Below are 26,238 nucleotides of genomic sequence, written 5' to 3'. Positions count from 1 at the left end.
GGCGTGACGCCGATGCCTCAATAGATCGCCACAGAGGATGCGACAGACGTGGAGGTATGCACGCGGACGGAATCAGCTCTCGCTTACGCCCGTATCGAGAATGCGCTTGTAGAAGCCGATTTCATTGATGATCGCCACGCCGGTGTTGGCCCTGAGCAAAGCCATCTGCTGTTGCGCCCGCGCTTTGTCTCCCCGCTTCGCCGCCACATAACCCAGCAGCATCCACGGATAATTCGCGCTCGGTTCGATCTGCGTGGACCAGGTTGGCGCATGCGCGTTCAAATAGGCATAACCAATGTCATAGCGATTTTGCGTTGCCGTGGAATCCGCGGATAGCGGAACGTCGTACAACTGCGGAAAGACCTGGGTGACCGTGCCGGGATAGAAGCCCGGACTGACGGTCTGTTCGACATCGGCGGCATAGAAGTTGGTTCCATTGGACAACTGTTGCATGCCGGCCGAGACCGACGCGGCCACTTGTCTGTAGTAACCGGCATCCGCTTCGCCAATCGAGTCGAGGGCACCGGCAAAGTCGACCAGACCACGGTAGTTCTCGGTATTGTCTTCGGTGTACGCGATATCCGATTGCCTGAAGACCGGACAATAGCTGGGATCCGTGGGCGGTGCGTAGTCTCGCCGAAATACCGGAATCAACCCGTTCGGCTTTTGCGTCGCGGCGAGGTTTGAGTAAGCAATGGATTTGAGGATTGGCAGGTTATCGCGGAACCATGCGACATCGCCAGTGACCTTCAGGTATTCGGACGCCAACGAAAGGAAGCTCGAGGCATACGAATCATTTGAGTCTGCCGGACATGAAACGGGTAAATTTGTGTCGCCGCCAAATTTTACGTCATTGATGGTGTAATTCGATTTGTCTACGTTCCGGATGTAGACGTTCATATAATTCCGGACTTCACTGGGCCGTTCCCTGATGAACGGGAGCAATCCGAGATTTGCAAAATACCAGTTCAAATAATTGCTGCCGATGCCGACCTGATAAGCGCCGGCGAATGGTCCGGTGGCAATCCTCAGTGCATCCAGGTGATCGACGATATTGAAACCTGTCGTCGAGGCACTCTGCGGCGAAGTGATTTGATTGGTTGAATTTTGAGTGGACGATGCCGAGGTCGAGTTTTCCCCGCCACCGCCACAAGCAGCCAATGCCAAGGGAACGGCTGCCATAAATATCATATTTTTTAAAGAAAATTGCCTGCTGAAACAGTTTGTTTCTTTTACATCCATGCTAATTTAAGTTTGTGATTTAAATTTGGAACGATAATATCCCTTTCCGTCTGCAAGACAGATTATTAAATGCTGGGATTGACCGGATTGACGATTGGACGGACCGCAGTGGCGGTCTCGCATTGCGCGTAGATGACGGGCGAGCGGAAAGTCCGAAACGCTACTTCGAGGCGAATTCGTCACAAAGTGTCCGATTCGTCTCTGAACGACTCTACTGGTCGTAATTTGCAGAAGCGGAATGATAACCGATTGCGTCAGGGCGACGGTCAAACGCTGGTTACCGAGGAACTCCGCGCCGGCACCCACCGCAAAACTGTGCTCTCCGGGCAAGCACCCGTTTGTATGTACCTGGGTGCACGCGGGAAATCTAATCTGGTGACACCACGACGATCCGCACCCGCCCACGGACAGCACGGGCAGGCCGGACGCCGTTCCAGTCGTTACAGGACACCACGCCAATGAGCTCCCCGACCCCTGAAAAAGGCCACATCGCGCCCTACACCCACCCCGCCGCCGGCTGGGGTGCGCTGAAGTACGTTGCCATCAACCTGATCAAGGAGAAGGTTGCCGGTGGCAAGTACAAGATGCTGTTCAAGCAGAACCAGGCGGATGGCTTCGACTGTCCGGGGTGCGCGTGGCCGGACCGGCAGCACGCCTCCACCTTTGAGTTCTGCGAGAACGGCGTCAAGGCCGTGGCAGCCGAGTCGACCAGCATGCGGGTCACGCCGGATTTTTTCGCGCAGCACACCGTCACGTCGCTGATGGCGCAAACGGATTTCGAGCTGGAGCAGCACGGGCGGCTGACTCACCCCATGGTCTACGACCCGCAGACCGACAAGTATCGTGCGATCGCCTGGGATGAGGCCTTTGCGCTGATCGGGCGCCACCTGCGGTCCCTGACGGATCCGAACCAGGCCGCATTCTATACGTCGGGCCGGGCCAGCAACGAGGCCGCGTTCCTCTATCAGCTGTTCGTGCGCGCCTATGGCACCAACAACTTCCCCGACTGCTCGAACATGTGCCACGAAGCCACCAGCCGCGGCTTGCCGCTGACGATAGGCGTGGGCAAGGCCACGGTGGTGCTGGACGACTTCGAGCATGCCGACACGATCCTGCTGTTCGGCCACAACGCCGCGACCAATCATCCGCGCATGCTGGGCGAGCTGCGCGAGTGCGCGCGACGCGGTGCCACCATCGTTTCGATCAATCCGCTGCGCGAACGCGGGGTGGAACGCTTTACCAGCCCGCAGCACCCGGTGGAGATGCTGACCGGCTCCAGTACCCGGATTGCCTCGATGTTCGTGCAACCCAGGCTCGGCGGCGACTTTGCGCTGATCAAGGGGATGGCCAAGCGCCTGGTCGAACTGGACAACGAGGCGATCAAGCACGGCCGCGAGCGCCTGATCGACGTGGATTTCGTGCGCGAGCACACCATCGGCTTCGGCGACTTTGTCGAAGACCTGCGCGCGCAAAGCTGGACGGACATCGTCGCGGAATCGGGCGTGTCACAGGAGGACATCGATGCGCTGACCCAGGTCTACGCCCGGGGCAAACGCGTGATCGCCTGCTGGGGCATGGGGCTGACGCAGCACAAGCATTCGGTGCCGACGGTACAGATCCTGTCCAATCTGATGATGATGCGCGGCAATATCGGGCGCCCCGGTGCCGGGCTGCTGCCGGTGCGCGGGCATTCGAACGTCCAGGGCGACCGCACGGTGGGCATCGAGGAACAGCCGGAACCGGCGTTCCTGGACCGCCTGCAGGCCGTCTTTGGCTTTGAGCCGCCGCGCAAGCATGGCTATGACGTGGTCAACACCATTTCGGCGATGCTTGAGGGCAAGGTCAAGGTCTTTGTCGGCCTGGGCGGCAATTTCTCCACCGCCACGCCCGATACCCCGCGCACCTTCGAGGCTTTGCGCCAGTGCGCGCTGACCGTGAATATCGCCACCAAGCTCAACCGCAGCCACCTGGTGCACGGCAAGGAGTCGCTGATCCTGCCTACGCTGGGCCGCACCGAGATCGACCAGCAGGACGGCGTGTCGCAGGGCGTGACCGTCGAGGATTCGGTTTGCATGGTCCATATCTCCTTTGGCATGAATGCGCCGGCGTCGCCGCACCTGCTGTCGGAAATCGCCATCGTCGCGCGCATGGCGGCCGCCACGCTTGGCTCGGAGAAGATCGACTGGCTCTGGTACGCGCAGGACTATGCCCGCATTCGCGATGCCATTGAACAGGTCATCGAAGGCTTCGAGCGCTACAACGAGCGCGTGGCTGTGCCGGGTGGGTTCCACCTGACGCCTGCGGCATGCCACCGCGTCTGGCAGACGCCTTCGGGCAAGGCGCAGTTCCTCGTCAACCGCATCGACAAGGACACTCCCATCAACCGTGCCCGCGCGCAGTATGGCGACAAGCTGATGGTGATGATGACGACGCGCTCGCACGACCAGTACAACACCACGATCTATGGCCTGGATGACCGCTACCGCGGCGTGTTCGGCCTGCGCCGGGTGGTCTTCATCAATCCGGCCGACCTGGCGCGGCTTGGCCTGAAGGCGGGGCAGCACGTGGACATCACCAGTGTCTGGGACGACGGCGTGCAACGCCATGTCGAGGACTTCGTGCTGGTCGAGTACGACATTCCACAAGGCTGCCTTGGCGCGTACTACCCTGAGACCAATCCGCTGGTACCGCTGGAAAGCACCGGCGATGGCTGCGGCACGCCCACGTCGAAGTCGGTGCCGGTGTTGCTGACGCCGTCCCGTCGTCAGCCCGCAGTGGCGGCGTAACGCGCGCGGCACCATGATTGGCGAGGAATCCATGGATTGCACCGAACTGGTTGAACACTCAGGCTATGAAGCGCGCAGCATTGTGCGGCACAGGGAATGCACGGCGCAGCCAGCCATCGACGACGTGGCCGAAGAACTGCCGGTGGCCCTGGTGTACAACGGCATCTCGCACGCCGTCATGATGGCGACGCCGCTGGACCTCGAGGCATTCGCGGTCGGCTTTTCGCTGACCGAGGGCATCGTCGGCCGCAACGCGGAGATCCACGACCTGGAAGTGCGCGTGCACCGGCACGGCGCCGAAGTGCAGATGGAGATCAGCGAGCACGCCTTTGCCGCCATGCGGGCGCGCCGGCGCGCGCTGGCTGGCCGCACCGGCTGCGGTGTCTGCGGTATCGAGAGCATCGAGCTGCTCGACCTGCAGCCCGCGCGCATGCCGGCGCCGGCCAGGCTGCTGGAGCCGTCGCGCGAGATGATCGAGCGCGCGGTCGCGGCGCTGCCGTCGCACCAGCGGCTGATGCGGGCCACGGGTGGCGTCCATGCGGCGGCCTGGTGCGATGCGCGCGGCGAGATCCTGCATGTATTCGAGGATGTCGGCCGGCACAACGGTCTGGACAAGCTGATCGGCCACCTGGCGATGCAGCGCGTGGCGATGGACGACGGCTTTGTGCTGCTGTCCAGCCGCGCCAGCTATGAGCTGGTGCGCAAGGCGGCGCGCATGAACATCCAGCTGCTGGCCACGATCTCGGCGCCAACCTCGCTGGCGATCCGGATCGCTGAGCAGGCGGGCCTGCGCCTGCTCAGCTTCTGCCGCAAGGACGGCTACGTTGACTACACCGGCGCCGCCCTGGGCCTCGGCAATGACGCGCAAGCCGCGAGCGCGATACGGGGAGGCGAGGCATGCTGAGCTTCGACGAGGCCCAGGCAGTCTTTGCGATGAGCGCGGAGCCGGTGCGGGAGATCGAGACGGTGTGGCGGGGCCTGCTGACAGGCCGCGTGCTGGCCAGCGATATCCACGCGGTCATCGATACGCCGGCGGCGGACCGCAGCGCCATGGACGGCTATGCGGTGCGCTGCGAAGACTGTCGCGGCGACGCCCGCCTGCGGCTGCAGCAGGTGGTCTATGCCGGCACGCGGCCCCAGCCGCTGCTGCCCGGCCACGGCATTCGCATCTACACCGGCGGCGTGATCCCGCCTGGCGCCGATGCTGTCGTTGCGCAGGAAGACGCCTCCGAGACCTATCTGGGCGTCGCGTGCGCAAGGGTGCCCGAGGCGGGCCAGCATATCCGGCGCAAGGGCGAGGATGCCCGCCGTGGCGACCTGCTGCTGCCGGCCGGAACGCTGCTGAACGCCGGACATATTGCCGCCCTGGCTTCGCAGGGACTGACGGAGGCGCCGGTCTGCCGGCTGGTGGAGGTGGCGATCCTGACATCGGGCGATGAGGTGGCGGCGCACGATGAGCCGCGCGACGTGTACCAGGTGCATGACGTCAATGGCCCGATGCTCGAGTCGCTGGTGCAGTCGATGGGGGCCGTGGTGTCTTGCCACCGCCATGTGCGCGACGACGAGCGCGCCCTGCATGACATGCTGCGGGAACTGGCGGCCGATGCCGACCTGGTGCTGGTGGCCGGCGGGGCCTCGGTCGGCCAGCGCGACCTGGTGACAGCGGCGCTGGCCTCGGCGGGTGGCGAACTGCTTTGCCGCGGCGTCGACATGAAACCCGGCAAGCCGGTGACGGCGGGGCGCCTGCGCGGCAAGCCCGTCGTCTGCCTGCCCGGCAATCCGGCCGCGGCCTATGCCACCTTCGCGCTGCTGGTAACACCGTTGCTGCGCCGCCTGCAGGGGCGGGTGGAGCTGTTCCCGCCGGTCGGCCGGATCAGGGCGGCACTGACCGGCCTGCGCACGCACCGCGGCGACGCGTTCTGGCGCGTGGGCGAGATGGGCAACCCGGACGGCCGGGAGAGCGTGGTGCAGCTCAACGCACAGCAAGGTGCGGCGTCCGTGTCGGCGCTCGGCCGGGCCAGCGGCCTTGTGCGCGTCGAACCGCATTGCGCCGGACAACGCCAGAATGTGCCGCTGCCATACTATGATTTCCATCATTGGCTCAGCTGACGACGGCCCGGTGGGAAGCCAGTTCAGACACCGACCGGGCGGAAGCGACTGGCAAGGGGCGCAGCGTGAAACTATATGAAAAGCTGGCTGCGGATATCGAGGCATTGGTGCAGCAAGGCGTACTGCTGCCCGGCGAGCGGATTCCCTCGGTGCGGCAGACCAGCCAGCACCACCGCATGAGCATCACCACGGTGATCCGCGCCTATGTCACGCTGGAGAGCCGCGGCATCATCGAATCGCGGCCACAGTCCGGGTACTTTGTGCGCGCGCGGCCCGGCGCGCCCGCTTTCGAACTGCGGCCGTCCAGGCCCAGTGCCAAGCCTTCGGCGGTGGATGTCAGCGCACTGGTGCTGTCCACGTTGCGTTCGATCCGATCCGATGACGCCGTGCCGCTCGGCTCGCCCTATCCGGACCCTTCGCTGTTTCCGTGGCAGCGCATCAACCAGTACGCCAACAACATCGCGCGCCGCTATGCCAAGTGGACCATGCTGGACGATCTGCCGCCCGGCAGCCCCGAGCTGATCCGGCAGATTTCGCGCCGCTATCTCGAGAACGGCTACGCCATCGACCCCAACGAGGTCATCGTCACGATCGGCGCCACCGAGGCAATCAACCTCTGCCTGCAGGCCGTGGCCAGGCCGGGCGACACCATCGCGGTGGAGTCGCCGACGTATTACGCCATGCTCCATGCCATCGAGCGCCTGGGCATGCGTGTCATCGAGGTGGCGACCGATCCGGTGGAGGGCATCGATATCGGCGCGCTGGCGCGGCTGATCGACGAGAAGGGCGTGGCGGCTTGCATGGTGATGCCCAATTTCCAGAACCCGCTCGGCTTCCAGATGCCCGATGACAAGAAGCGCAGCCTGGTGGCCATGCTGACCGAGAAGGATATCCCCGTCATCGAGAATGACGTCTATGGCGAGCTCTATTACGGAGAGTCCCATCCCAGCTCGCTGAAGGCCTTTGACAAGGCCGGCATCGTCCTGCATTGCTCTTCATTCTCCAAGACGCTGACCAATGCCTACCGGATCGGCTGGGCGCTGCCGGGCCGCTACCGCGAAGCGGTGGAACGGCTCAAGTTTCTCAATACGCTGACCACGCCCGCCATCCCGCAACTGGCCATCGCGGAGTTCCTGAAGAATGACGGCTACGATTTCCACCTGAGGCGGGTGCGCAAGGCCTATGCACAGCAGGCCAGCATCATGGCCGCCACCGTGCGCAGGTTCTTTCCGGACGGCACCACCACGTCGCGGCCGGCGGGGGGCTATGTGCTGTGGGTCCAGTTGCCAGAGGGCATCGATGCCATGGAGATGTACCACGCCGCGCTGGAGCACCGCATCACCGTTGCGCCGGGGCATATGTTCGCGCCCGGGGCCACTTACGGCCACTGCATCCGGCTGAACTACAGCGCTGAATGGTCACCCGGCATCGAGTCGGCCGTGCAGACGCTGGGCAAGATCGCGCAGCACCTGCTTGCGCACAGCGGCGAGTCTGCCGGGGACGGGCACGATCATGCCAGACACTGATATCGATCCCTCCATCCTCGCAGTGCTCCAGGTCCTGTGCCAGGCCGGGCGCGAGGGCAGCGCCAGTCCGTGGTCGCTTGCCAAGGTCGCCAAGCGGGCACAACTGCCGATGAGCGTGCTGCGGCGCGTGCTGACGCAACTCCAGTCCGCCGGGCTGGCCGACGTTGCGATCAACGAGGATGGCCGCGGACACGCGAGCCTCACCCAAGCCGGCGCGGAGCTTGCCGCGCAGGTGCTCCCGGATACCGCCTGAGACCCGCGCAGCGGCGGTTCAGCCGCCCACCAGCGACATGCGCACCGTCGGGTATTGCCGCTTGCCGCTGGCCAGCCGGTCCGCGCGCAACTCGGAATAGCGGTCGCCGCGCGCCTGCCATGCCTGGCGGACCTCCTGCGCCACGGCGTCGGCCGGGCGGTCGGCACCCAGATGCGGGCGCAGGTCGACGGAATTCGTGGCGAACAGGCACAGGTGCAACCGGCCGTCGACCGAAACGCGCGCGCGGGTGCAATCGCCGCAGAACGGGTGCGACACGCTGGAAATAAAGCCCAGCTTCAGGCTGCCGTCCGCGAGCCGATAGTTGCTGGAGGTCTCGCCGTGCCGCCTGGCGACCGGCAAGAGCGCATGGGCGCGCTCGACCATGCCGCGGATCTCGTCGGAGGGGACGACGCGTGACTGCGACCATGCGCTGGGGCCTTCCACGTCCATATATTCGATAAAGCGCAGCGTGACGCCGCTGCCGCGGAAGTGTTCGACCAGCGGCAGCACCTGTGCGTCATTGGTGCCGCGCTCGACCACGCAGTTGACCTTGACCGGCGCCAGGCCAGCGGCGCATGCCGCCTCGATCCCTTCGAGCACGCAGCCGACCGGGACATCGACGTCGTTCATGGCGCGGAAGATCTGGTCGTCCAGGCTGTCCAGGCTGACCGTGACCCGGCCAAGGCCTGCGTCCCGCAGCGAACGGGCCTTGCGGGCAAGCAGGCTGCCATTGGTGGTCATGGCCACTTCCACCTGGCCACCGTCGACCGTGTGCATGGCGGCAATGGCTTCGACCAGCGACTCGATGCCCTTGCGCAGCAGCGGCTCGCCGCCGGTCAGGCGCACCTTCTCCACGCCAAGGCTGACAAAGGCCCGCACGATGCGAAGCAACTCCGCGTCGGACAGACGTTGCTCGGAGGACAGGAACGGATAGTCGCGCCCGAAACGCTCCCTGGGCATGCAGTAGGTGCAGCGGAAGTTGCACTGGTCGATCACGGAGAGCCGCAGGTCCCGCAGCGGACGGCCCAACTGGTCCCGGCAGGCGGTCGCTGGCGGGGCCGCTACAAGCGCCTCAAGGCTGGAGGCGGCGGGCACTTCTTGCACAAGCGTGGCGTGCATGGCGAATCTCCCTGGGGCTATGGCGTGGGGCGTGGCGCGACGGCTGGATGCCCGCGCCATGGAGTCCATGGTAGGGACGGATGGCTGCCCGGCAGGCGCACAAATCCCCGGAACTGGCAGCAGAACAGTTGGCCGGGCGCGCCCGTGCCGCGCCCCGATGTGCGCTGGGAGGCGCTGCCTCACCCGCGCGGCCCGCTGATGCTGACCGTGGCGGTCTGGCCGGCGACCAGGCGTGCATCGGGTGGCACCTGGTCCAGCGAGATGCGTACCGGTATGCGCTGCGCCAGCCGTACCCAGTTGAAAGTCGGGTTGACGCTGGGAAGCAGGTTCGGCCCCCTGCCGCGGTCCTGGTCCTCGATGCCGGGCGCAATGCTCTGGACATGCCCGCGCAAAGGCGTGCGCAGGCCCATGATGCGGACTTCGGCAAGGCTGCCGACGCGGATAGCGGGCAGCTTGGTTTCCTCGAAATAGCCCTCCACGTACTGCGAGCCGCTGGCCACCACTGACAAGGCGGGCTTGCCGCGGGTGGCAAAGTCGCCAGCCCGCGGCAGGCGGTCGCTGACGTAGCCATCCACCGGGCTGGCCACGCGGCAACGGGCCAGGTTCAGCCTGGCCAGGTCCACCGCGGCATCGGCGTCTTCCACCCGCGCCTGCGCGACAGCCACGGCCTCGGTGCCCGCCGGGTTGCGCCGCGCCTGGGCCAGCGCCGCGCGTGCCGACACGGCCTCTGCCTGCGCCCGTCTCAGGGCCAGGCTGAAGCGGTCCTGGTCGACCACGAACAGGACCTGGCCGCGATGGACCCGGGTGTTGTCGCCGATGAGCACGGTCGTGACCAGGCCCGAGACGTCCGGGGCCACCTGGACCACGTCCGCCCGCACATGGCCGTCGCGCGTCCACGGCGCCTCGGTGTAGTACTGCCACAGATGCCAGCCGGCCAGCGCCGCGGCGGCCGCGGCCGCCAGGGTCACCACGATGGGGCCGATCAGCGAAAGCTTGCGATTCATGATGGAGCCTGCCAGACGAGCGCGACGATCGCGCGCAGTATGAGGATGTAGAGCGAGAAATTGAACAGTGAGCGGTGCCACACCATGCGGTAGAAGCCGAACCGATCGAGCACGGCGCGCACGCCGGCAGTCACGGCGAATGCGGCCAGCATCCATGCCACGGTGGCCGGCACAAAGACGCCGTACACGTCGAATTCAGTGGCGTGCATGGCGGCCTCCGTCGGTCAGCGGCAACTGCGGGAACAGGGCAAGCCGGATGCTGGCGAGCGCCGCCAGCGCGGCGCGCAAGCTGCCGTGCGTTGTCGCGGACAGTGCCGCGAAGGCCGCGTCGATCTTCGCGGGCAACTCCGGCGGCGGCGTGCAGGCATGGCCGGCGCGCGAGCATTGGCGGTAGTGGCGCGCCACCCCCGCCAGCACGCGTTCCACGGCACGGCGGCGTGGCGCCGGCAGGCGCATGGAGGTGCGCCGCAGCCCTAGCGCGGCCGCTTCGACCAGGAAGTCGGCAACGGCGCCGCCGGCCTGCTCACCGTTTGCCATATGCCGGCGCGTCAACGGCGGCCACTGGCGCAGCAGCCGGTCCAGCATGCGCCCGCGCAGCCGGGCGCTGTTGACCGACGCACGCGGATGCGCGGCCAGCGCAATCTCGTCCCAGTTTGCCCGGGCCAGCCGGTAGGCCACAAGCTGCTGGCCGAAGGGCTGCATCAGCACCGCCCACAATGTGGAGAAGGCCAGCGCAGCCAGGCTCGCCAGGCTGCTGTTGAAGATGCCGGCAAAACTGGCGGCATTGAGGTGCTGCGGGCCTGGGAACGACGCCGCCGTGACTGCCAGCAACACCCCGAACAGCGCGAAGCGCGGTTGCGTCGTCATCGCGCCAATGACCAGGTAGGGCCCCAGCAGCAAGGCGGCAAGCGAGCCAAAGTCATGGGCCAGCACCAGTACCACGAACTGGTAGTACCAGGACAGCAGCGCGCACGCGACGCTCCATGCGATCACCCGGCCGGCCATTAGCCGTGGATCCTCGGTGGTGGCAATGAAGCAGCTGGCGAGCGCGGCCAGGCCGACCGGGCCGGCCCCGTCCACCCAGCCCGAAGCCATCCACAGCAGGCCCGCCACGAACGTGGCCGTGCCGGCCGTGGCAGCCCGGAACAACAGCTGGGCGTGATCATGGTGCCGTGCCTGCCCAGCGGGTTCCACGCGATGGCGCAGCGCGGCGGGCTCGCGCCCGTCCCGGCGCAGGCTCGCCTGCAGCAGGCGGCAGTCGTGCCACAGGTCGGCCAGTTCGTCGAGGTAGGTATGGGTCGTTGCGACCAGCCGTGCATGCCAGTCCGCCGGTGCGGCCTGCGCCACGCCTGGCAGGAACCAGGACGGCACCGGCCGGCACGCATCCTGCTCGCCGGCGATCCATGCCAGCGTGGCGCGCAGCCGTTGCGCGACGGCATCGGGCAGGCCCGCCGGGTGCCGGCGCAGGGCGCTGGCGGCATCGGCAAGTGCCAGCACCAACGGCAGCAGGGACTTCATCCGCCGGTGCAGGGCGCGGGCACAGCGCAGTGTCTGCGCGCCATCGGATTCATAGGTCAGCTGGGCAATCTGTGTTTCCATCGCCAGGATATCGGCGGCAAGCAGGCCGAAGCGGTCATGGCGCTGCGCCGGGCTGGTATCGGTGGCCAGCATGCCGGCGATCCAGCCCGAGGCGTGGCCCAGCCACGCGGATGTGCGCGCGGTCAGCGCCGGCCTTGTCCTCACCGGGAAGACCACTGCGCTGACCACGCTGGCGCAGACGATGCCAATCACGATTTCCTCGATCCGGGCGAGCGCCATGTCGAAGACGCCGGCCGGTGCGGTCACCGTCGGCAGCGCCACGATCGGCAGCGTATAGGCAGCCAGCAGGCAGATGTAATTGCGCGGCGCCGGCTCCAGCAGGGACAGGTAGAGCAGGGCCCCAGTCCAGCACGCGATCGCCGCCATCAGCAGCACGGGCTCGTCGACCAGCCAGGGGACCAGTGCCACTGCGCAGACGGCACCCAGCAGCGTACCGGCAACGCGGAAAGTACCCTTGGCATAGGTGGCGCCGGCCTGCGGGCTGGAAACCAGGTAGGCGCTGGCCATGGCCCAATAGGGACGCGGCAGGCCCAGCGCCAGCGCCGCATAAAGCGCCAGCATCGCGGCACCGAATACCTTGAGGGAATGGATCCACGGCCGAAGCTCCGGAGATGCGCCTCGTATCGTTGCCAGGGCGCCGAGCGTGAATGGCGCCGCGCGTGAAAGCAGGCTGGAGGACGGCATGGCTTCAGCTGGCAAGCCCGGCCGCGCGCATCAGCAGCCGCATCAGGCTGGCGCAGACGAAGACCGTGCCGACGCCCGCCAGCCAGAGGGCCAGCAGCCAGCCAAGACGGGCTGCCAGCCGCGCAGTGGCCCGGGAACGCAGGATGTCGGCCATCAGTGGTAGCCCTCCCCGCGCTTGACCTTGCCGCGGAACACGTAATACGACCACGCGGTGTAGGCCAGGATGATCGGCACGATGAACAGGGTGCCGACCAGCGCGAAGCCCTGGCTTTGCGGCGGCGACGACGCATCAAAGATCGTGATCGAAGGCGGGATGATGTTGGGCCAGATGCTGATGGCCAGCCCGGTATAGCCCATGAAGATCATCAGCAGCGCATAGAGGAACGGCGCCACGTTGGGCTGGCCACGCAGGGCGCGGTAGATGCCGGCGGCCGAGGCCAGCACCAGCAGCGGTACCGGGAGGAAGAAGAACAGGTCAGGCAGCGCGAACCAGCGTTGCGCGATCTCGGGATGGGTCAGCGGTGTCCACACGCTGACCGCGGCGACCATCGCCAGCATCACGCCGGTCAGCACGTTGGTCACGCGCAGCATGGTCCATTGCAGCCGGCCTTCGGTCTTCATGATGAGCCAGGTGACGCCGAGGAAGGCGTAGGTAATCACCACGCCCACGCCGCAGAAGAGCGGGAACGGCGCCAGCCAGTCGAGCGCGCCGCCGGTGAAGGTGGTGCCTTCCATGGCAATGCCGTCGATATAGGCGCCCAGCGTCACGCCCTGGAAGAAGGCCGCAGTGATCGAGCCCCACGTGAAGGCGGCGTCCCAGTAGGGGCGGCTGCGGTCGCTCGCCTTGAAGCGGAACTCGAAGGCCACGCCACGGAAGATCAGCCCCATCAGCATGAACATCAGCGGCAGGTAGAACGCAGTGAGCAGCACCGAGTAGGCCAGCGGGAAGGCGCACAGCAGCGCCGCGCCGCCCAGCACCAGCCAGGTTTCGTTGCCGTCCCAGACCGGCGCCACTGTGTTCATCATGACGTCGCGGTCATGACGGTCGCCGACGAAGGGGAAGAGAATGCCGATGCCCAGATCGAATCCGTCCATGATGACGTACATCATGACGCCGAAGAAGATCAGGGCGGCCCAGATAACGGGAAGGTTGATACCCATGTCGATCACCAGTTCAGATTTCGCGGCGGCCGTGCCGGGCCATCGCGTTGGGTGCGGAAGCCACGGCGATGGCGGCGGGAACGACGCTGCCCGGGCCGTAGGACGGCTCGTCGTGGGAATGCGCGTCAGGGGCGGGGCCGGCGCTGGCCAGCTTGAGCATGTAGCGGATGCCCACGCCGAAGCAGACGAAGTAGATCACCACGAACAGCGCCAGCGACAGCGCCACCGGGGCCGCGGCATGCGTGGAAACGGCATCATGGGTACGCAGCAGTCCATAGACCACCCACGGCTGGCGGCCGATCTCGGTGGTCATCCAGCCGGCCAGCAGCGCGATCAGGCCGGCGGGGCCCATCAGCACCGCCAGGCGCAGGAATGCCCTGGACCGGTACAGGGCGCCGTTGCGGCGCAGTAGGCAACCCAGCAGGCCGAACAGGATCATTGCCACGCCCAGGCCAACCATGGCGCGGAAGGTGAAGAACAGCACCGTGGCATTGGGGCGGTCTTCCTTGGGGAAGTCCTTCAGGCCGCGGATCTGGCCATCAAGGCTGTGCGTCAGGATCAGGCTGCCCAGGCGCGGGATCTCGATGGCGTAGCGGGTTTGCTCGCGCTCCATGTCCGGAATGCCGAAGACGATCAGCGGGAAGCCGCCCTTGTCATCGCTGGCGGCGGTGTTCCAGTGCCCCTCCATCGCCGCGATCTTGGCGGGCTGGTGCTCCAGCGTGTTCAGGCCATGGGCGTCACCCACCACCGCCTGAATGGGCGCCGCGATCAGCACCATCCACAGGGCCATCGACAGCATCTTGCGGGCGGCGGGCACGGCGCGCTCGTGCAGCAGTTGCCAGGCCGAGGCTGCCGCCACGAACAGTGCCGTGGACAGCAGCGCGGCGATGACCATGTGCGCAAGGCGGTAGGGGAATGACGGATTGAAGATGACCTCGAACCAGTCGGTCGGCACCACCTTGCCGGCAACGATGACGTAGCCGGCAGGGGTATGCATCCAGCTGTTGGACGCCAGGATCCAGGTGGAGGAAATCATGGTGCCGAGCGCCACCATCACCGTCGAGAAGAAATGCAGCCCGGGCCCGACGCGGTTCCAGCCGAACAGCATCACGCCAAGGAAGCCCGCTTCCAGGAAGAAGGCGGTCAGCACCTCGTAGGTCAGCAGCGGTCCGGTGACGCCCCCCGCAAACTGCGAGAAGCCAGACCAGTTGGTACCGAACTCATAGGCCATGACCAGGCCGGAAACGACCCCCATGCCGAAGTTCAATGCGAAGATCTTGATCCAGAACTGGTACAGGGTCTTGTACACGGTGTCCTGGGTGTAGAGCCAGCGTGCTTCCAGGAACGCCAGGAAACACGCCAGCCCGATCGTGATGGCGGGAAATAAGATGTGAAAGGAAACCGTGAATCCGAACTGGATTCGAGCGAGTTCCAGCGCTGTGAGTCCGTGCATCGATGTGCTCTCCGTGGGGTTGCCGCCGGCACGACGGCGTGTCGCGCGACACTACGGACAAGCGTACGGATGACAGCCTGCCCGCGAGGGATACAGTTCCTGCCGAACTGCTCATGCTCAGTTGTGCAGGCCGGACGCGGCGCTCGCCAGGCGCCTTGCGCCACCGGTACAGATGGCACGGTCGCGCAGGATCACAGTCATGGATCGATCCTGCGCGTAGTCGGTCCGGAACACGCTGCGGGGACCGCGCCGGCGTCCTGCGGCGCAGGGCCGGCGCGGTCGCTCAGCTGAACAGCTTCATGGCCTTCCCGAGGGTCGACCAGATGCCCGTGCCCAGCGGGATGAGCACGTAGGCCCAGAACGCGAGCAGCAGCAGGGTCTTGCCGAAAGTCCGGTCGTTTTGCATGGCTGGGGTTCCTGTGTGTTGGGACATGGCGTTCAGGCGGCGCTGGCCACTTCGCGCAGGTGGTGGCGATCATGCACGGGCCGGATCAGCAGGTTGCAGACGAAACCCACCACCAGCAGGCCTGCCATGATGTGCAGGGTGTCGACGTAGACCTCCGACCTGGGCACGCCCAGTGCCAGCTTGTGCTCGCGGATGTAGTTCACCAGCGCCGGCCCGGCAATCCCGGCGGCGGCCCAGGCGGTCAGCAGGCGGCCATGGATGCCACCGACGTAGGCGGTGCCGAACATGTCTGCCAGATAGGCGGGAATGGTGCTGAAGCCGCCGCCATACATGGTCAGGATCAGGAAGTAGCAGGCCACGAACAGGGCCACGTTGCCCGACGCGCCGACGGCCGGCACGGCCATGTAGAGCGCCGCGCCAAAGGCGAAGAAGATGGCGTAGGTCACCTTGCGGCCGAAGTAGTCGCTGGCGGAGCTCCACAAGAAGCGTCCCGTCATGTTGCCGATGCTGAGCAGCCCCACGAAGCCCGCGGCGGCCGCGGCCGTGATGGCGCCCTTGAAGGTTTCCTGGATCATCACCGCGGCCTGGCCCAGCACGCCGATGCCGGCGGTAATGTTCAGGAACAGGATCAGCCAGAGCAGGTAGAACTGCGGCGTCTTCAGCGCCTGGTCGATATGCACGTTGGCGTGCGTGACCATCTTGCTGGCCCTGGTGGCGGGCACGTAGCCCGGGGGCGCCCAGCCCGGGGCGGGGATGCGGATGGCCAGCGCGCCGATCGACATCGAGATGAAATAGACCACGCCCATGACCAGGAAGGTCTGCGCCACCCCGGCACTGGTCGCGCTCTTGAAGTGGTTCATGAGCGCAACCGACAGCGGCGCGCCGATCATCGCGCCGCCGCCGAAGCCCATGATTGCGAGCCCCGTAGCCATGCCGCGGCGGTCGGGGAACCACCGGATCAGCGTGGAGACCGGCGACACATAGCCGAGCCCCAGCCCGATCCCGCCCAGCACGCCGTAGCCCAGGTACAGCAGCCAGATCTGGTGCAGCCAGATGCCCAGCGCCGACACCAGGAAACCACCGCCGAAGCAGCAGGCGGCGGTGAACATGGTGCGCCTGGGCCCGACCTTTTCCAGCCACTTTCCAGCGAACGCGGCCGAGATGCCGAGGAAGAAGATCGCCAGCGAGAACACCCAGCCCAGCGTGGTCAGTTGCCAGTCGCCCGGCGCGGATTGGGTGACGCCGAGGATCCGGGTCAGCGGCTCGTTGAAAACCGAGAAGGCATAGGCCTGGCCGATGCACAGGTGCACGGCCAGCGCGGCAGGCGGCACCATCCAGCGGTTGAAGCCCGGGCCGGCGATTATCGCCTCCTTGGAGAAGGCCGAGGGGCGCGACGATGGCCCGGACGGCGACGCGTGTCGGGACCGCTGTGGCGAGGATTGCGACGGCGTTTGCGCTTGCGCGGGATATGACATGAAGTTGTCTCCTACCTGGAAGTGGCAGCCTCTTTTTGCATCGGGGTGCGATGGGCTGGAGCGCGTCGTTTTGCAAGAGCCGTGCCCATGGCGGATGCCCTTTGCCGTCAATGGTTTGCGCCGCGCGGTGCGGGCGTTGCGGCGAAGCCATGGACAAAATGTCCAGGCGGCGGCCCGTTGCACGGGCCAAACTGTCCATCTCTGGCAGCGGCTTTGGCGGCTGGCTCGGTTTACCCCCAATACAGCCGGTTAGCGCGCTGTCGCTAGACTCTCCTATTGCCCGGCGGGCGGTATCTCATAGCGGGCTCAATGACCAAAGTGATGGGCGAACGACAAAGCAACGCAGCTGAAACGGACAATTGGCAGCACCGCACGATCCTTGTGGTGGACGACGAGGCCGGCATGCGTTCGTTCCTCTCCAAGGCGTTGGAAAGCAAGGTCGGCAGCGTGGTGACGGCCGACAGCGCCGAAGCCGGCGCCGCGCTGCTGGAGCAACGCCGTTTCGACCTGATCCTGCTCGATGTGGCGTTGCCTGGTGCCAGCGGGGTGGAGTGGCTCCAGGCCCTGCGCGCGGCCGGCAACCCCGCCGACGTGATCCTGATGACGGCCTTCGCCGACATGGAGACGGCCATCGAGGCGCTACGCTCCGGCGCGGCCGATTTCATCGTCAAGCCATTTCGCGTCGACCAGATGCTCAACGCCATCCGGCGCTGCTTCGACCGGACCCGTCTTGCGCGCGAGAATTACCTGCTGCGCCGCGAGCTGGACAAATACACCATCCACAAGCACTTCATCGGCGAGTCGGAAGCCATGAAGAAGGTCATGGCGCTGGTGGCGCGGGTGGCACCGATGCCATCGACGGTGCTGGTGACGGGCGAATCCGGCACCGGCAAGGAAGTGGTGGCGCGCGAGCTGCACCGCCTCAGCGGGCGGCAGGGCCAGTTCGTGCCCCTGAATTGCGGCGCGATGGCGCCCGAGATCATCGAAAGCGAATTGTTCGGCCACGCCAAGGGGGCCTTTACGGGCGCGGCCGGGGCGCGTCACGGCCTGTTCCTCTATGCGGACGGCGGCACGCTGTTCCTGGACGAGATCTCGGAGCTGCCGCTGGCGATGCAGGCCAAGCTGTTGCGGGTCATCGAAGACCGGCGCATCCGGCCGCTCGGCAGCGAGCGCGAGATTGGCGTGGACGTTCGCATTGTCGCCGCCGGCAACCGCAACCTGGCCAACGAAGTTGCCGCCGGGCGCTTCCGGCAGGACCTGTACTACCGGCTCGACGTAGTGTCCATCGCCATCCCGGCGTTGCGCACGCGGCCGGAAGACATCGTGCCGCTGGCCGAGCATTTCTCGGAGGAGTTGTCCGCACAACTCGGACTGCCCCCGGTGCCGCTGTCGCCTTCACTGGTCCGGGTCCTCAAGGGCTATGACTGGCCAGGCAATGCGCGCGAGCTGCGCAACCTGGTGGAGCGGGCATTGATCCTGGGCGAATACCCGGTCGAATTGCTGGCGCAGCATGCCGAGCTGGCGTTGGCTACCCTGCCGGAAGAGGCCTGCGAGGACGCGGCCACGCCGCCCGACGACGCCACGCTGCTGGAATCTGTGGAGCGGCGGCACATCCTCCAGGTGCTGGCGGCGGAGGGCGGCAACCGCGTGGAAGCGGCGCGCCGGCTAGGCATCTCGCGCCGCACCCTGGACCGCAAATGCCTGCAGTGGGGCCTGCGTCCTTGAGCCCGGCCGCGCTGCTGCGCCACTATCGCGCCTCGCTGCGCGCCAAGCTTGTGTCGATCGTGGTCGCGCCCCTGCTGGTGGCGCTGGTGGCGCTGCTGTTGATCATCGGATTGTGGGGCAACCGCGCGTTCCAGGCGCTGCTGGCCTACAAGGTCAACAGCGACCTGCTGGTCGCCCACGAATACTTCGAGCATATGGTGGGCGGCGTGGGCGACCGTGTCCTGCAGGAGGCAAGGTCGTATGCGCTGGTGGACGGACTTGGCCGCCGCGACGCCATGCCCGGCATCCTGGCCGACGCGCGGCGCACGCACGGGCTCGACTTCCTGCAGTTGCTGGATCCGCACGGGCGGCTGCTGGCTGCTGCGCCGGCCGGCGCGGCAGGGTCGGACTACGCCGCGTGGCGCGTGGTGACCCGTGCCGCGGCCGGCCGCGCGGACGTCGCCACCGACGCCTGGTCCGCCACGCAGCTGGCCGCTGTCTCCGGCGAGCTTGCCCGGCGCGCACAGGTGGCGCTGCGGCCCACGGCCAATGCGGCCCCCACCGACAAGACTCTGGAAACCCGCGGCATGGTGGTGCATGCGGCGGCGCCGGTGTTCGACGAAGCGGGCAATCTGGTGGCGATCCTGCACGGCGGCACGCTGCTGAACAACAACCTCGGCTTTATCGACACGATCAACGCGCTGGTCTACCAGCCCGAATCCCTGCCGCGCGGCAGCCAGGGTACGGCGACCCTGTTCCTGGACGACACGCGCATTGCCACCAATGTGCGGCTGTTCCATGGCGAGCGGGCGCTCGGCACGCGGGTCTCGCGCGAGGTGCGCGACAAGGTGCTGCTGCGCGGCGAGAAATGGCTGGACCTGGCCTTCGTCGTCAGCGACCGGTACATGAGCGCCTATGAGCCGATCGCGGACAGCCGCGGCCAGCGCATCGGCATGCTGTACGTGGGCTACCTGGCCAGGCCGGTCAGCCAGGCCAAAGACCTGGCGCTGGGCGTGCTGGTGGGCTTGTTCCTGCTGCTTGCCGTGGCCGGGGCGCTGTTTTCGCTGCGATGGGCCAGGCGCGTGTTTGCGCCGATGGTGCGGATGGTCGGCACCATGCAGGCGCTGAAGGCCGGCGATGCGCAGGCACGGGTAGGTCCGGTGGACAGCGAAGACGAGCTGGGCCAGCTTGCCGGCCAGTTCGACCAATTGCTGTCGGACCTGCAGCAGCGCAATGCCGAGCTCAGGAACTGGGCCGACTCGCTCGATCGCAAGGTGGCCGAGCGCACCCGCGAGCTGGAGGCATCCAATGCCATCTTGCGGGCGGCCCGGCAGCAGCTGATCACGTCGGAAAAGCTCGCCGTCGCGGGGCAGCTTACCGCTGGCGTGGCGCATGAAGTCAACAACCCGATTGCCGTGATCCAGGGCAACCTGGACGTGGCACGCGAGATCCTGGGCCCGGCGGCGGAGCCGATCCGGCATGAACTGCGGCTGATCGACGAACAGGTCCGACGCATCCAGCTGCTGACCAGCCGGCTGCTGCAGTTTGTCCGGCCGGAGGCCTACGCCGGCAATGTCGAGACCCTGGATGTGGGCGAGGTCGCGGCAGGCTGCGTCGACCTCGTCCGGCACATGCTGAAGGGCGCAGCGATCCGGGTCGAGCTGGACTGCCTCGCCACGCGGCAGGTGCGCATCAGCCGCAGCGAGTTGCAGCAGGTGGTGGTCAACCTGTTGACCAATGCCATCCACGCCATGCAGGACGGCGGCACGCTCACGCTGGGCACGCGCGATTGGGACGGGGACGGGGACGGGCAGGGCGTGACGCTTTCTGTGCGCGACACCGGCCAGGGCATCCGGGAAGAAGACCTGCCCAACCTGTTCAACCCGTTCTTCACCACCAGGAAACAGATGGGAACCGGGCTGGGCTTGTCGATCAGTTATGCGCTGGTGGAGCGGTATGGCGGCCGCATCACGGTGGAAAGCACGCTGGGGCAGGGCGCCGAGTTCGTTGTGTGGCTGCGCGGCGACGGGGTCCCGGCGCAGTCAGAGGCTGGCGGCGAAGTGTGCTGACGCGGCATGCGGCAGCGCCATGCTGCGCGATCACGCGCGCATCGCGTCGGGCAGGACTTCATCCCGGCAGGGCGAACGGATTGAATCCGGTGCGTTGATAGCCCTCCGCCGTCACGGCATCGTCCAGCGCCAGCGTGGCCAGGTCATCGGCCACGGCCTCGGCCTGCTGGTCGCGTTCCAGTGAAATGACCTTCAGATAACCGTGGCACACGCCGCAGCTTTCGGCGCGCACCGTGGCTTCGGCGGTGTCGAAGCTGAGGTAGTCAAGGTCCGAGGCTTCACCACAGTTGGTGCATTTCGCCCGTACCATGTGCCACTCGCTCTCGCAGAGGGCGCAATGCAGATAGCGCATGCCCTGACGATCGCCGATCAGGATCAGGCTTGCCACGGGGGCAGTGCCGCAGACCGGGCAAGACGCGTGCTCGGCGGGGCCGCTGGCGGGCGCGGGAGCGGCGCGCGCGGCGCTGGCACATTGCAGCGAGAGCGCAGCCCAGAGGATGGGAGCGATGGCCGCTGGCACCGCCGCGAAACGACCCTCGGTCAGCGCCTGGGCGGCGCCAAGGCGAGCATCCGCGGGGAGGTCGCGCAGCGCCGCAAGATGCGGGGCCACCGTGGCGGGAACATCGTGCGCAAGTCGCGCAACCAATCGATCGAGCAGGGCGCCCCAATTCCCCTCCTGCGGGATGTCCCTGGCGTTTGTCGGACCGGACCCGCCGGCCTCGGGCAGAAGCGCTGCCTGCACCTCTGCCACGCGGGCGGCCAGGCGCAGGTAGTCGGCAAGGCCGTGCCCTTCGGCCAGCGCGCGCAGGCGCGTGGCGCGGCGGCCATAGAGACCGGCAAGGTCTGGCTGGAGCAGCGGGCTGAAATGCCGGGAGGCCTCGCCCGATGGCACTGCGCCCGGCGTTGTCCGATGTGGGTTCATGACGCGTGCCCCTTCGCTTCGGCCGTTTCGGCCGCTTTCGATTCTTTCGCCGTCAACTCGCCAACCCAGCGGTCATGGTGCTGCCGGGCCCAGGCGCGCGAGACGTAGCCCGTCACCATGCCCATGATCGATCCGCGGACCCAGATTGCCAGATAGATGTGGCCCACGATCAGCAGGATCAACCCGATCCCCGCGACGGAATGCGCCATGATCGCCAGACGGAGCACAGGAATCGCGAAGTATTCTGCGAAATAGGCGCGCCACATGATCAGCCCCGATACAAGCAGGACCAGTATCGAAGCCATGATGAGCCAGAACAGCACCTTCTGGCCGGCGTTGTACTTGCCGATCTGCAGCGGTTCGCCGCCATGCTGGTTCAGGAGCACCTCCCTGGCGCGGCGGAGCCAGATCGCGTCGGTGCGCGCGGGAAGGTTGTAGCCGACGAAGCGCACGAACATGTAGCAAAGCCCCGCGAATACGGCGATGCCAAGAAACGGGTGGAGCAGCCTCGCCATCTGTGGCGTGCCAAGGACGCCGCTCATCCAGCTCACCGTCGGGAAGAACCACGAGATTCCCGAAGCCGCCGCGAGGAAGAAGCAGAACACGATCGCCCAGTGACACAGCCGCTCGGAGAATCTGGTGCGCAGGATCCTGTCGTTGTGGGTCGCCATTTCCGGTCTCCGCTTATGCCGCGCCGTCAGCCGGGGCGTCGTGATCGTCCGTTTCGGTGGTGTTGGGGCCAACCGCCATGAAATGCGCCGCCATGCCTGCCACGGCCGCCGCGCCGACGACGGCGGCGACAGGTTTCAAACCATCCTTCCAGCCCGAGACGACCGGGCTGATCTCCGGGGCCTTCGGCAAGCCCGCGTAACGCTTCGGTTCGTCGGCATGTTGCAGCACGTACATCACGTGGGTGCCGCCGACCCCCGCAGGGTCATACAGGCCAGCCTTGGCATAGCCGCGCTCGTTCAGCTCGGCCACGCGCTCGGCGGCGAGCGATTGCATCTCTGCCTTCGAGCCGAAGGAGATGGCACCGGTCGGGCAGGTCTTGACGCAGGCAGGCTCCTGCCCGACCGAGACGCGGTCAGAGCACAGCGTGCATTTGTAGGCCTTGTTGTCGATCTTGGAAATACGCGGCACGTCGAAGGGGCAGCCGGCGACGCAATAGCCGCAGCCGATGCACAGGTCGGACTGGAAGTCGACGATGCCGTTCGCATATTGCACGATGGCGCCGGGCGCCGGGCAGGCTTTCAGGCAGCCGGGATCCTCGCAATGCATGCAGCCGTCCTTGCGGATCAGCCATTCCAGCTTGCCCGCCTGGTCTTCATGCTCGGTGAAGCGCATCAGGGTCCAGGTATTTGGCGACAGATCGCGCGGATTGTCGTAGACGCCGACATTCTCCTGCACGTCGCCGCGCAGGTCGTTCCATTCGTTGCAGGCGACCTGACACGCCTTGCAGCCGATGCAGGTCGACACGTCGATCAGCTTGGCCACTTCCATCTGATGGTCGCGGATGCGAGGGGCCGGCGTCAGTTCCGATGAGGCCGAGCGACGGATGATGTTCTGTGAGTTCATGCCTGTGCTCCCGCCATCTTTTCAATGTTTACGAGGAATGCCTTGAATTCCGGAGTTTGCGAATTGGCGTCGCCTACGCCCGGCGCCAGCGTGTTGGCCAGATAGCCCTTGCGCGTCGCCCCCTCGAAGCCCCAATGGCAGGGGATGCCGATTTGCTCGACGGTCTGCCCGGCCACCCGGAGCGTGCGCATGCGCTTGGTCACCACGGCCTTGGCAGTGATGTGCCCGCGCCTGGTGGTGATCTTCACCGTGTCGCCATGGGCGATGCCCTTGTCCGCGGCAAGCTGTTCGCCGATCTCGACGAATTGCTCGGGCTGGAGCATGGCGTTCAGGTGCGAGTGCTTGGTCCAGTGGCGGAACAGTTCCGTGATCGAATAAGTCGTGGCGACATAGGGAAACTCGGTGCGGTTGCCCATCCGCTGCGCATCGTTCTGGAAGATGCGGGCGGTGGGGTTGTGGGTGACTTTTTCGTGCAGCGGGTTTTTCGCGATCGGGCTTTCGACCGGCTCGTAATGCTCCGGAAAGGGACCGTCGATCATGCCGCCGGCCGAGAACAGGCGCCCCACGCCCTCGGGCAGCATGATGAAGGGCCCGACGGGCGAGCCGGGCGCCGCAGTGAGCGGAAAGTCGGGCACATCCGCGCCCACCCATTTCTCGCCGTTCCAATGCAGGATCTGGCGCTTGGGGTCCCAGGGGTTCCCCATCTCGTCCATCGAGGCGCGGTTGTAGAGGATGCGGCGGTTAGCGGGCCAGGACCACGCCCAGCCCGGCGTGTTGCCAAGGCCGGTGTCGGTGTTGTCGCGCCTGGCCATCTGGTTGCCCGCCTCGGTCCAGGAACCGGTGAAGATCCAGCAGTAGCTCGAGGTCGTGCCGTCGTCGCGAAGTTGCGAGAACGAATCCAGAAGCTGGCCCTTGCGCAGGATCTTCTTCCCGGTCTCGTCGAACACGTCTGCCAGCGCGTAGCCGTTGGCCTCCTTGGCCATTTCCTCGGGATGGGGCCTGCAGGGATCGTGATAGGTGTCCTCGTCCCAGGTCATGTGCAACACCTGTTCGGGACAGGCGCCGCCTTCTTTTTCGTAGAGCCGCCGCAGCTCCATCATGATGCCGCCGAGGATGGCCGGATCATGCCGCGCCTCGCCCGGCGGCTGCTGGCCCGCATAGTGCCATTGCAGCCAACGGCCCGAATTCACGACGGTCCCGTCTTCCTCGGCAAAGCAGCTCGACGGCAGCCGGAAGACCTCGGTCATGATCTCTTCGGTTTTGACGTCGTTGAACTTGCCCTCGTTGCGCCAGAAGTTCGAGGTCTCGGTCACCAGCGGGTCGATGACGACGAGGAATTTGAGTTTCGACAGCGCGGCCGAAGACTTGTTCTTGTCAGGCATCGCCGCCAGCGGGTTGAATCCCTGGACGACATAGCCGTTGACCTTGCCTTGGTACATCAGGTCGAAATAGGCCAGCATGTCGTAGCTGCGGTCCCATTTCGGCAGCAGGTCAAAAGCCCAGTCGTTGTCCGCCGTGGCATGCTTGCCGTACAGGTTCTTCTGCAGCGAGACGAAGAATTTGGGCAGGTTCTTCCAGTAGTTCACCTGGTCGGGCAGCAGCGCTTTCGGGGTGGCATCGGCGAGGTATTGCTTCAGCGTCTGCTGCCTGTCGGTGGGCAGGTCCATGTAGCCCGGCAGCCGCACCGACAGCAGGCCAAGGTCGGTATAGCCCTGGATATTGGAATGTCCGCGCAGCGCGTTCACGCCGCCGCCCGACATGCCGACATTGCCCAGCAGCAGCTGGATCATCGCCGCGCCGCGGATGATCTGCGCGCCGCCGGTGTGGTGCGTCCAGCCGAGCGCGTAAAGCCAGGTCAGCGTCTTGTCCTTCGCCGCGCATGCGCCCACGATCTCGGCGATCTGCAGGAAGTCGGCCTGCCTGACGCCGGTGATCTCCTCGACTTTTTCGGGCGTATAGCGTGAGACGTGCCGCTTCAGCAGGCTCAGCACGCAGCGCGGATGGCGCATCGAGGGATCGCGTTTCGCGTTCCCCGCCGCGTCGAGTTCATAGGTCCAGGAGGATTTGTCGTAGGCGCGCTTCTCGGGATCGAAGCCCGAGAACACCCCTTCTTCGAAGCCGAAATCCTCGCGCACGATCAGCGGCGCGTTGGTGTACGCGCGCACATAGTCGTGCTGGATCTTGTCGTGCTGCAGCAGCCAGTTGACCATGCCCATCAGGAAGGCCGTGTCCGACCCCGCCCGGATCGGCGAGAAGATATCGGCAACCGAGGCGGTGCGGTTGAAGCGCGGATCGATGACGATGACCTTGGCCTTGTTCCTGATCTTGGCCTCGATCACCCATTTGAAGCCGACCGGATGGGCCTCGGCCGGGTTGCCGCCCATGACCATGACGACATTGGCGTTCTTGATGTCGACCCAGTGGTTCGTCATCGCGCCGCGGCCGAAAGACGGCCCCAGCGCTGAAACCGTTGGCCCGTGACACAGGCGCGCCTGGCAGTCCAGGCCCAGCATGCCCAGGGAGCGGGCGAACTTGAAGTCGAGAACCCCCGTTTCGTTGGAGGCCGCCGAGGAGGCGAGCATGCCCGAGCTCAGCCAGCGGTTCACCAGCTGGCCCTTCTCGTTGCGCGCGATGAAGTTCTTGTCCCGGTCGTCCTTCAGCAGGCGGGCGATGCGCCTGGTCGCATCGTCCCAACTGATGCGCACCCACTCCTTCGACCCCGGCGCGCGGTACTCCGGATACTGCAGCCGGTTTTTCGAATGGACGATGTCGAGCAGCCCCGCGCCCTTGGGACAGAGCGAACCTCGGCTGACCGGGTGATCGGGATCCCCCTCGATGTGGAAGATGCGCGCCTTCGCGTTCCTGGCGCCGTCACCCAGCGAATACATCAGGAGGCCGCACCCGACCGAGCAATAGGTGCAGTTGTTGCGCGTCTCTTTCGCGCGCAGCAGCTTGTAGGGGCGCACGCCCGCCGGAGCCTGTGCGCAGGCTGTACCCAGGCCCAGGGCAGAGGCCGAGACGGCAACGGACCCAGCCCCAAGGATCTTGAGGAACTGCCGACGTCCGATATGGGTGGGTTTGATCATCGTGGTCTCATCGTCATGTCTCCTTCCGCCCAAAGATATCCGCCTGTCCACTCAAGGTAAATTCA

The 26,238-nt window shown here is 66.1% G+C and carries 21 protein-coding genes; 7 read left to right on the top strand and 14 right to left on the bottom strand.

From position 1 onward, the window contains the following. Positions 1-72 precede the first annotated feature (72 nt). Entirely contained in the window at positions 73-1,182 is a 1,110-nt protein-coding gene (locus AC3FKH_RS29295; RefSeq protein WP_488679202.1) for a hypothetical protein, read from the bottom strand. Between the two features lie 518 nt (positions 1,183-1,700). Between AC3FKH_RS29295 and AC3FKH_RS29290 the strand changes: the two genes are divergently transcribed. The 5 genes from AC3FKH_RS29290 (at position 1,701) to AC3FKH_RS29270 (ending at position 7,916) form a co-directional block, all read left to right on the top strand. Beyond that, positions 1,701-4,028, top strand: coding sequence for an FdhF/YdeP family oxidoreductase (locus AC3FKH_RS29290; protein ID WP_488679201.1), 2,328 nt, complete (start codon positions 1,701-1,703; stop codon positions 4,026-4,028). Positions 4,029-4,059: 31 nt separating this feature from the next. Further along, a complete protein-coding gene (fdhD, locus tag AC3FKH_RS29285) occupies positions 4,060-4,932 on the top strand; it encodes a formate dehydrogenase accessory sulfurtransferase FdhD (protein ID WP_488679200.1) in 873 nt (290 codons plus the stop codon). Beyond that, on the top strand, positions 4,926-6,137 hold the full coding sequence (locus tag AC3FKH_RS29280; RefSeq protein WP_488679199.1) for a molybdopterin molybdotransferase MoeA: 1,212 nt from the start codon (positions 4,926-4,928) through the stop codon (positions 6,135-6,137). Before fdhD ends, AC3FKH_RS29280 begins: the two co-directional genes overlap by 7 nt. A gap of 65 nt (positions 6,138-6,202) precedes the next feature. Further along, the gene (locus tag AC3FKH_RS29275; protein ID WP_488679198.1) at positions 6,203-7,663 is read left to right on the top strand and encodes an aminotransferase-like domain-containing protein; all 1,461 of its coding nucleotides are present in this window, start codon (positions 6,203-6,205) and stop codon (positions 7,661-7,663) included. Then, positions 7,650-7,916, top strand: a complete 267-nt coding sequence (locus tag AC3FKH_RS29270) for a transcriptional regulator (protein ID WP_488679197.1) — start codon at positions 7,650-7,652, stop codon at positions 7,914-7,916. Before AC3FKH_RS29275 ends, AC3FKH_RS29270 begins: the two co-directional genes overlap by 14 nt. Positions 7,917-7,934: 18 nt before the next feature. Here AC3FKH_RS29270 and moaA read toward each other — a convergent pair whose 3' ends face one another. From moaA to AC3FKH_RS29225, 9 genes are all read right to left on the bottom strand, one after another. Continuing rightward, positions 7,935-9,035 carry a GTP 3',8-cyclase MoaA gene (gene moaA, locus AC3FKH_RS29265; RefSeq protein WP_488679196.1) on the bottom strand — a complete coding sequence of 367 codons (1,101 nt, stop codon included), beginning with the start codon at positions 9,033-9,035 and terminating at the stop codon, positions 7,935-7,937. Positions 9,036-9,214: 179 nt separating this feature from the next. After that, positions 9,215-10,039: an HlyD family secretion protein gene (locus AC3FKH_RS29260; protein WP_488679195.1), complete on the bottom strand. Its 825-nt coding sequence runs from the start codon at positions 10,037-10,039 to the stop codon at positions 9,215-9,217. Continuing rightward, positions 10,036-10,248 carry a DUF1656 domain-containing protein gene (locus tag AC3FKH_RS29255; RefSeq protein WP_488679194.1) on the bottom strand — a complete coding sequence of 71 codons (213 nt, stop codon included), beginning with the start codon at positions 10,246-10,248 and terminating at the stop codon, positions 10,036-10,038. The genes AC3FKH_RS29260 and AC3FKH_RS29255 overlap by 4 nt, the downstream gene beginning before the upstream one ends. Beyond that, a complete protein-coding gene (locus AC3FKH_RS29250) occupies positions 10,235-12,322 on the bottom strand; it encodes an FUSC family protein (protein ID WP_488679193.1) in 2,088 nt (695 codons plus the stop codon). The genes AC3FKH_RS29255 and AC3FKH_RS29250 overlap by 14 nt, the downstream gene beginning before the upstream one ends. A gap of 4 nt (positions 12,323-12,326) precedes the next feature. Then, positions 12,327-12,476: a DUF2474 family protein gene (locus tag AC3FKH_RS29245; RefSeq protein ID WP_488679192.1), complete on the bottom strand. Its 150-nt coding sequence runs from the start codon at positions 12,474-12,476 to the stop codon at positions 12,327-12,329. Then, positions 12,476-13,483, bottom strand: a complete 1,008-nt coding sequence (gene cydB, locus AC3FKH_RS29240) for a cytochrome d ubiquinol oxidase subunit II (protein WP_488679191.1) — start codon at positions 13,481-13,483, stop codon at positions 12,476-12,478. The genes AC3FKH_RS29245 and cydB overlap by 1 nt, the downstream gene beginning before the upstream one ends. 13 nt (positions 13,484-13,496) lie before the next feature. After that, entirely contained in the window at positions 13,497-14,936 is a 1,440-nt protein-coding gene (locus AC3FKH_RS29235; protein ID WP_488679190.1) for a cytochrome ubiquinol oxidase subunit I, read from the bottom strand. Between the two features lie 283 nt (positions 14,937-15,219). Then, entirely contained in the window at positions 15,220-15,342 is a 123-nt protein-coding gene (locus AC3FKH_RS29230) for an MFS transporter small subunit (RefSeq protein WP_488679189.1), read from the bottom strand. Positions 15,343-15,374: 32 nt separating this feature from the next. Beyond that, positions 15,375-16,817 (bottom strand): L-lactate MFS transporter, encoded by a 1,443-nt coding sequence (locus AC3FKH_RS29225; protein ID WP_488679188.1) that lies wholly within the window; start codon positions 16,815-16,817, stop codon positions 15,375-15,377. A gap of 321 nt (positions 16,818-17,138) precedes the next feature. Between AC3FKH_RS29225 and AC3FKH_RS29220 the strand changes: the two genes are divergently transcribed. Together AC3FKH_RS29220 and AC3FKH_RS29215 are read left to right on the top strand one after the other, a co-directional pair. Then, positions 17,139-18,542, top strand: a complete 1,404-nt coding sequence (locus tag AC3FKH_RS29220; protein ID WP_488679187.1) for a sigma-54-dependent transcriptional regulator — start codon at positions 17,139-17,141, stop codon at positions 18,540-18,542. Continuing rightward, the gene (locus AC3FKH_RS29215; protein ID WP_488679186.1) at positions 18,515-20,590 is read left to right on the top strand and encodes a sensor histidine kinase; all 2,076 of its coding nucleotides are present in this window, start codon (positions 18,515-18,517) and stop codon (positions 20,588-20,590) included. Before AC3FKH_RS29220 ends, AC3FKH_RS29215 begins: the two co-directional genes overlap by 28 nt. A 58-nt stretch (positions 20,591-20,648) precedes the next feature. Here AC3FKH_RS29215 and fdhE read toward each other — a convergent pair whose 3' ends face one another. Genes fdhE through fdnG form a run of 4 tightly spaced genes read right to left on the bottom strand, consistent with a single transcriptional unit; the run spans position 20,649 to position 26,173 of the window. Next, positions 20,649-21,512, bottom strand: a complete 864-nt coding sequence (fdhE, locus tag AC3FKH_RS29210; RefSeq protein WP_488679185.1) for a formate dehydrogenase accessory protein FdhE — start codon at positions 21,510-21,512, stop codon at positions 20,649-20,651. Then, the gene (locus tag AC3FKH_RS29205) at positions 21,509-22,183 is read right to left on the bottom strand and encodes a formate dehydrogenase subunit gamma (RefSeq protein ID WP_488679184.1); all 675 of its coding nucleotides are present in this window, start codon (positions 22,181-22,183) and stop codon (positions 21,509-21,511) included. The genes fdhE and AC3FKH_RS29205 overlap by 4 nt, the downstream gene beginning before the upstream one ends. A gap of 13 nt (positions 22,184-22,196) precedes the next feature. Further along, positions 22,197-23,087, bottom strand: coding sequence for a formate dehydrogenase subunit beta (gene fdxH / locus AC3FKH_RS29200; RefSeq protein WP_488679183.1), 891 nt, complete (start codon positions 23,085-23,087; stop codon positions 22,197-22,199). Next, positions 23,084-26,173: a formate dehydrogenase-N subunit alpha gene (gene fdnG / locus AC3FKH_RS29195; RefSeq protein ID WP_488679182.1), complete on the bottom strand. Its 3,090-nt coding sequence runs from the start codon at positions 26,171-26,173 to the stop codon at positions 23,084-23,086. Before fdnG ends, fdxH begins: the two co-directional genes overlap by 4 nt. Positions 26,174-26,238: the final 65 nt, after the last annotated feature.

The sequence above is a fragment of the Cupriavidus sp. 21MJTG02-4 genome (genome assembly GCF_057798975.1).
This window is presented reverse-complemented; position numbering and strand designations above follow the sequence as displayed.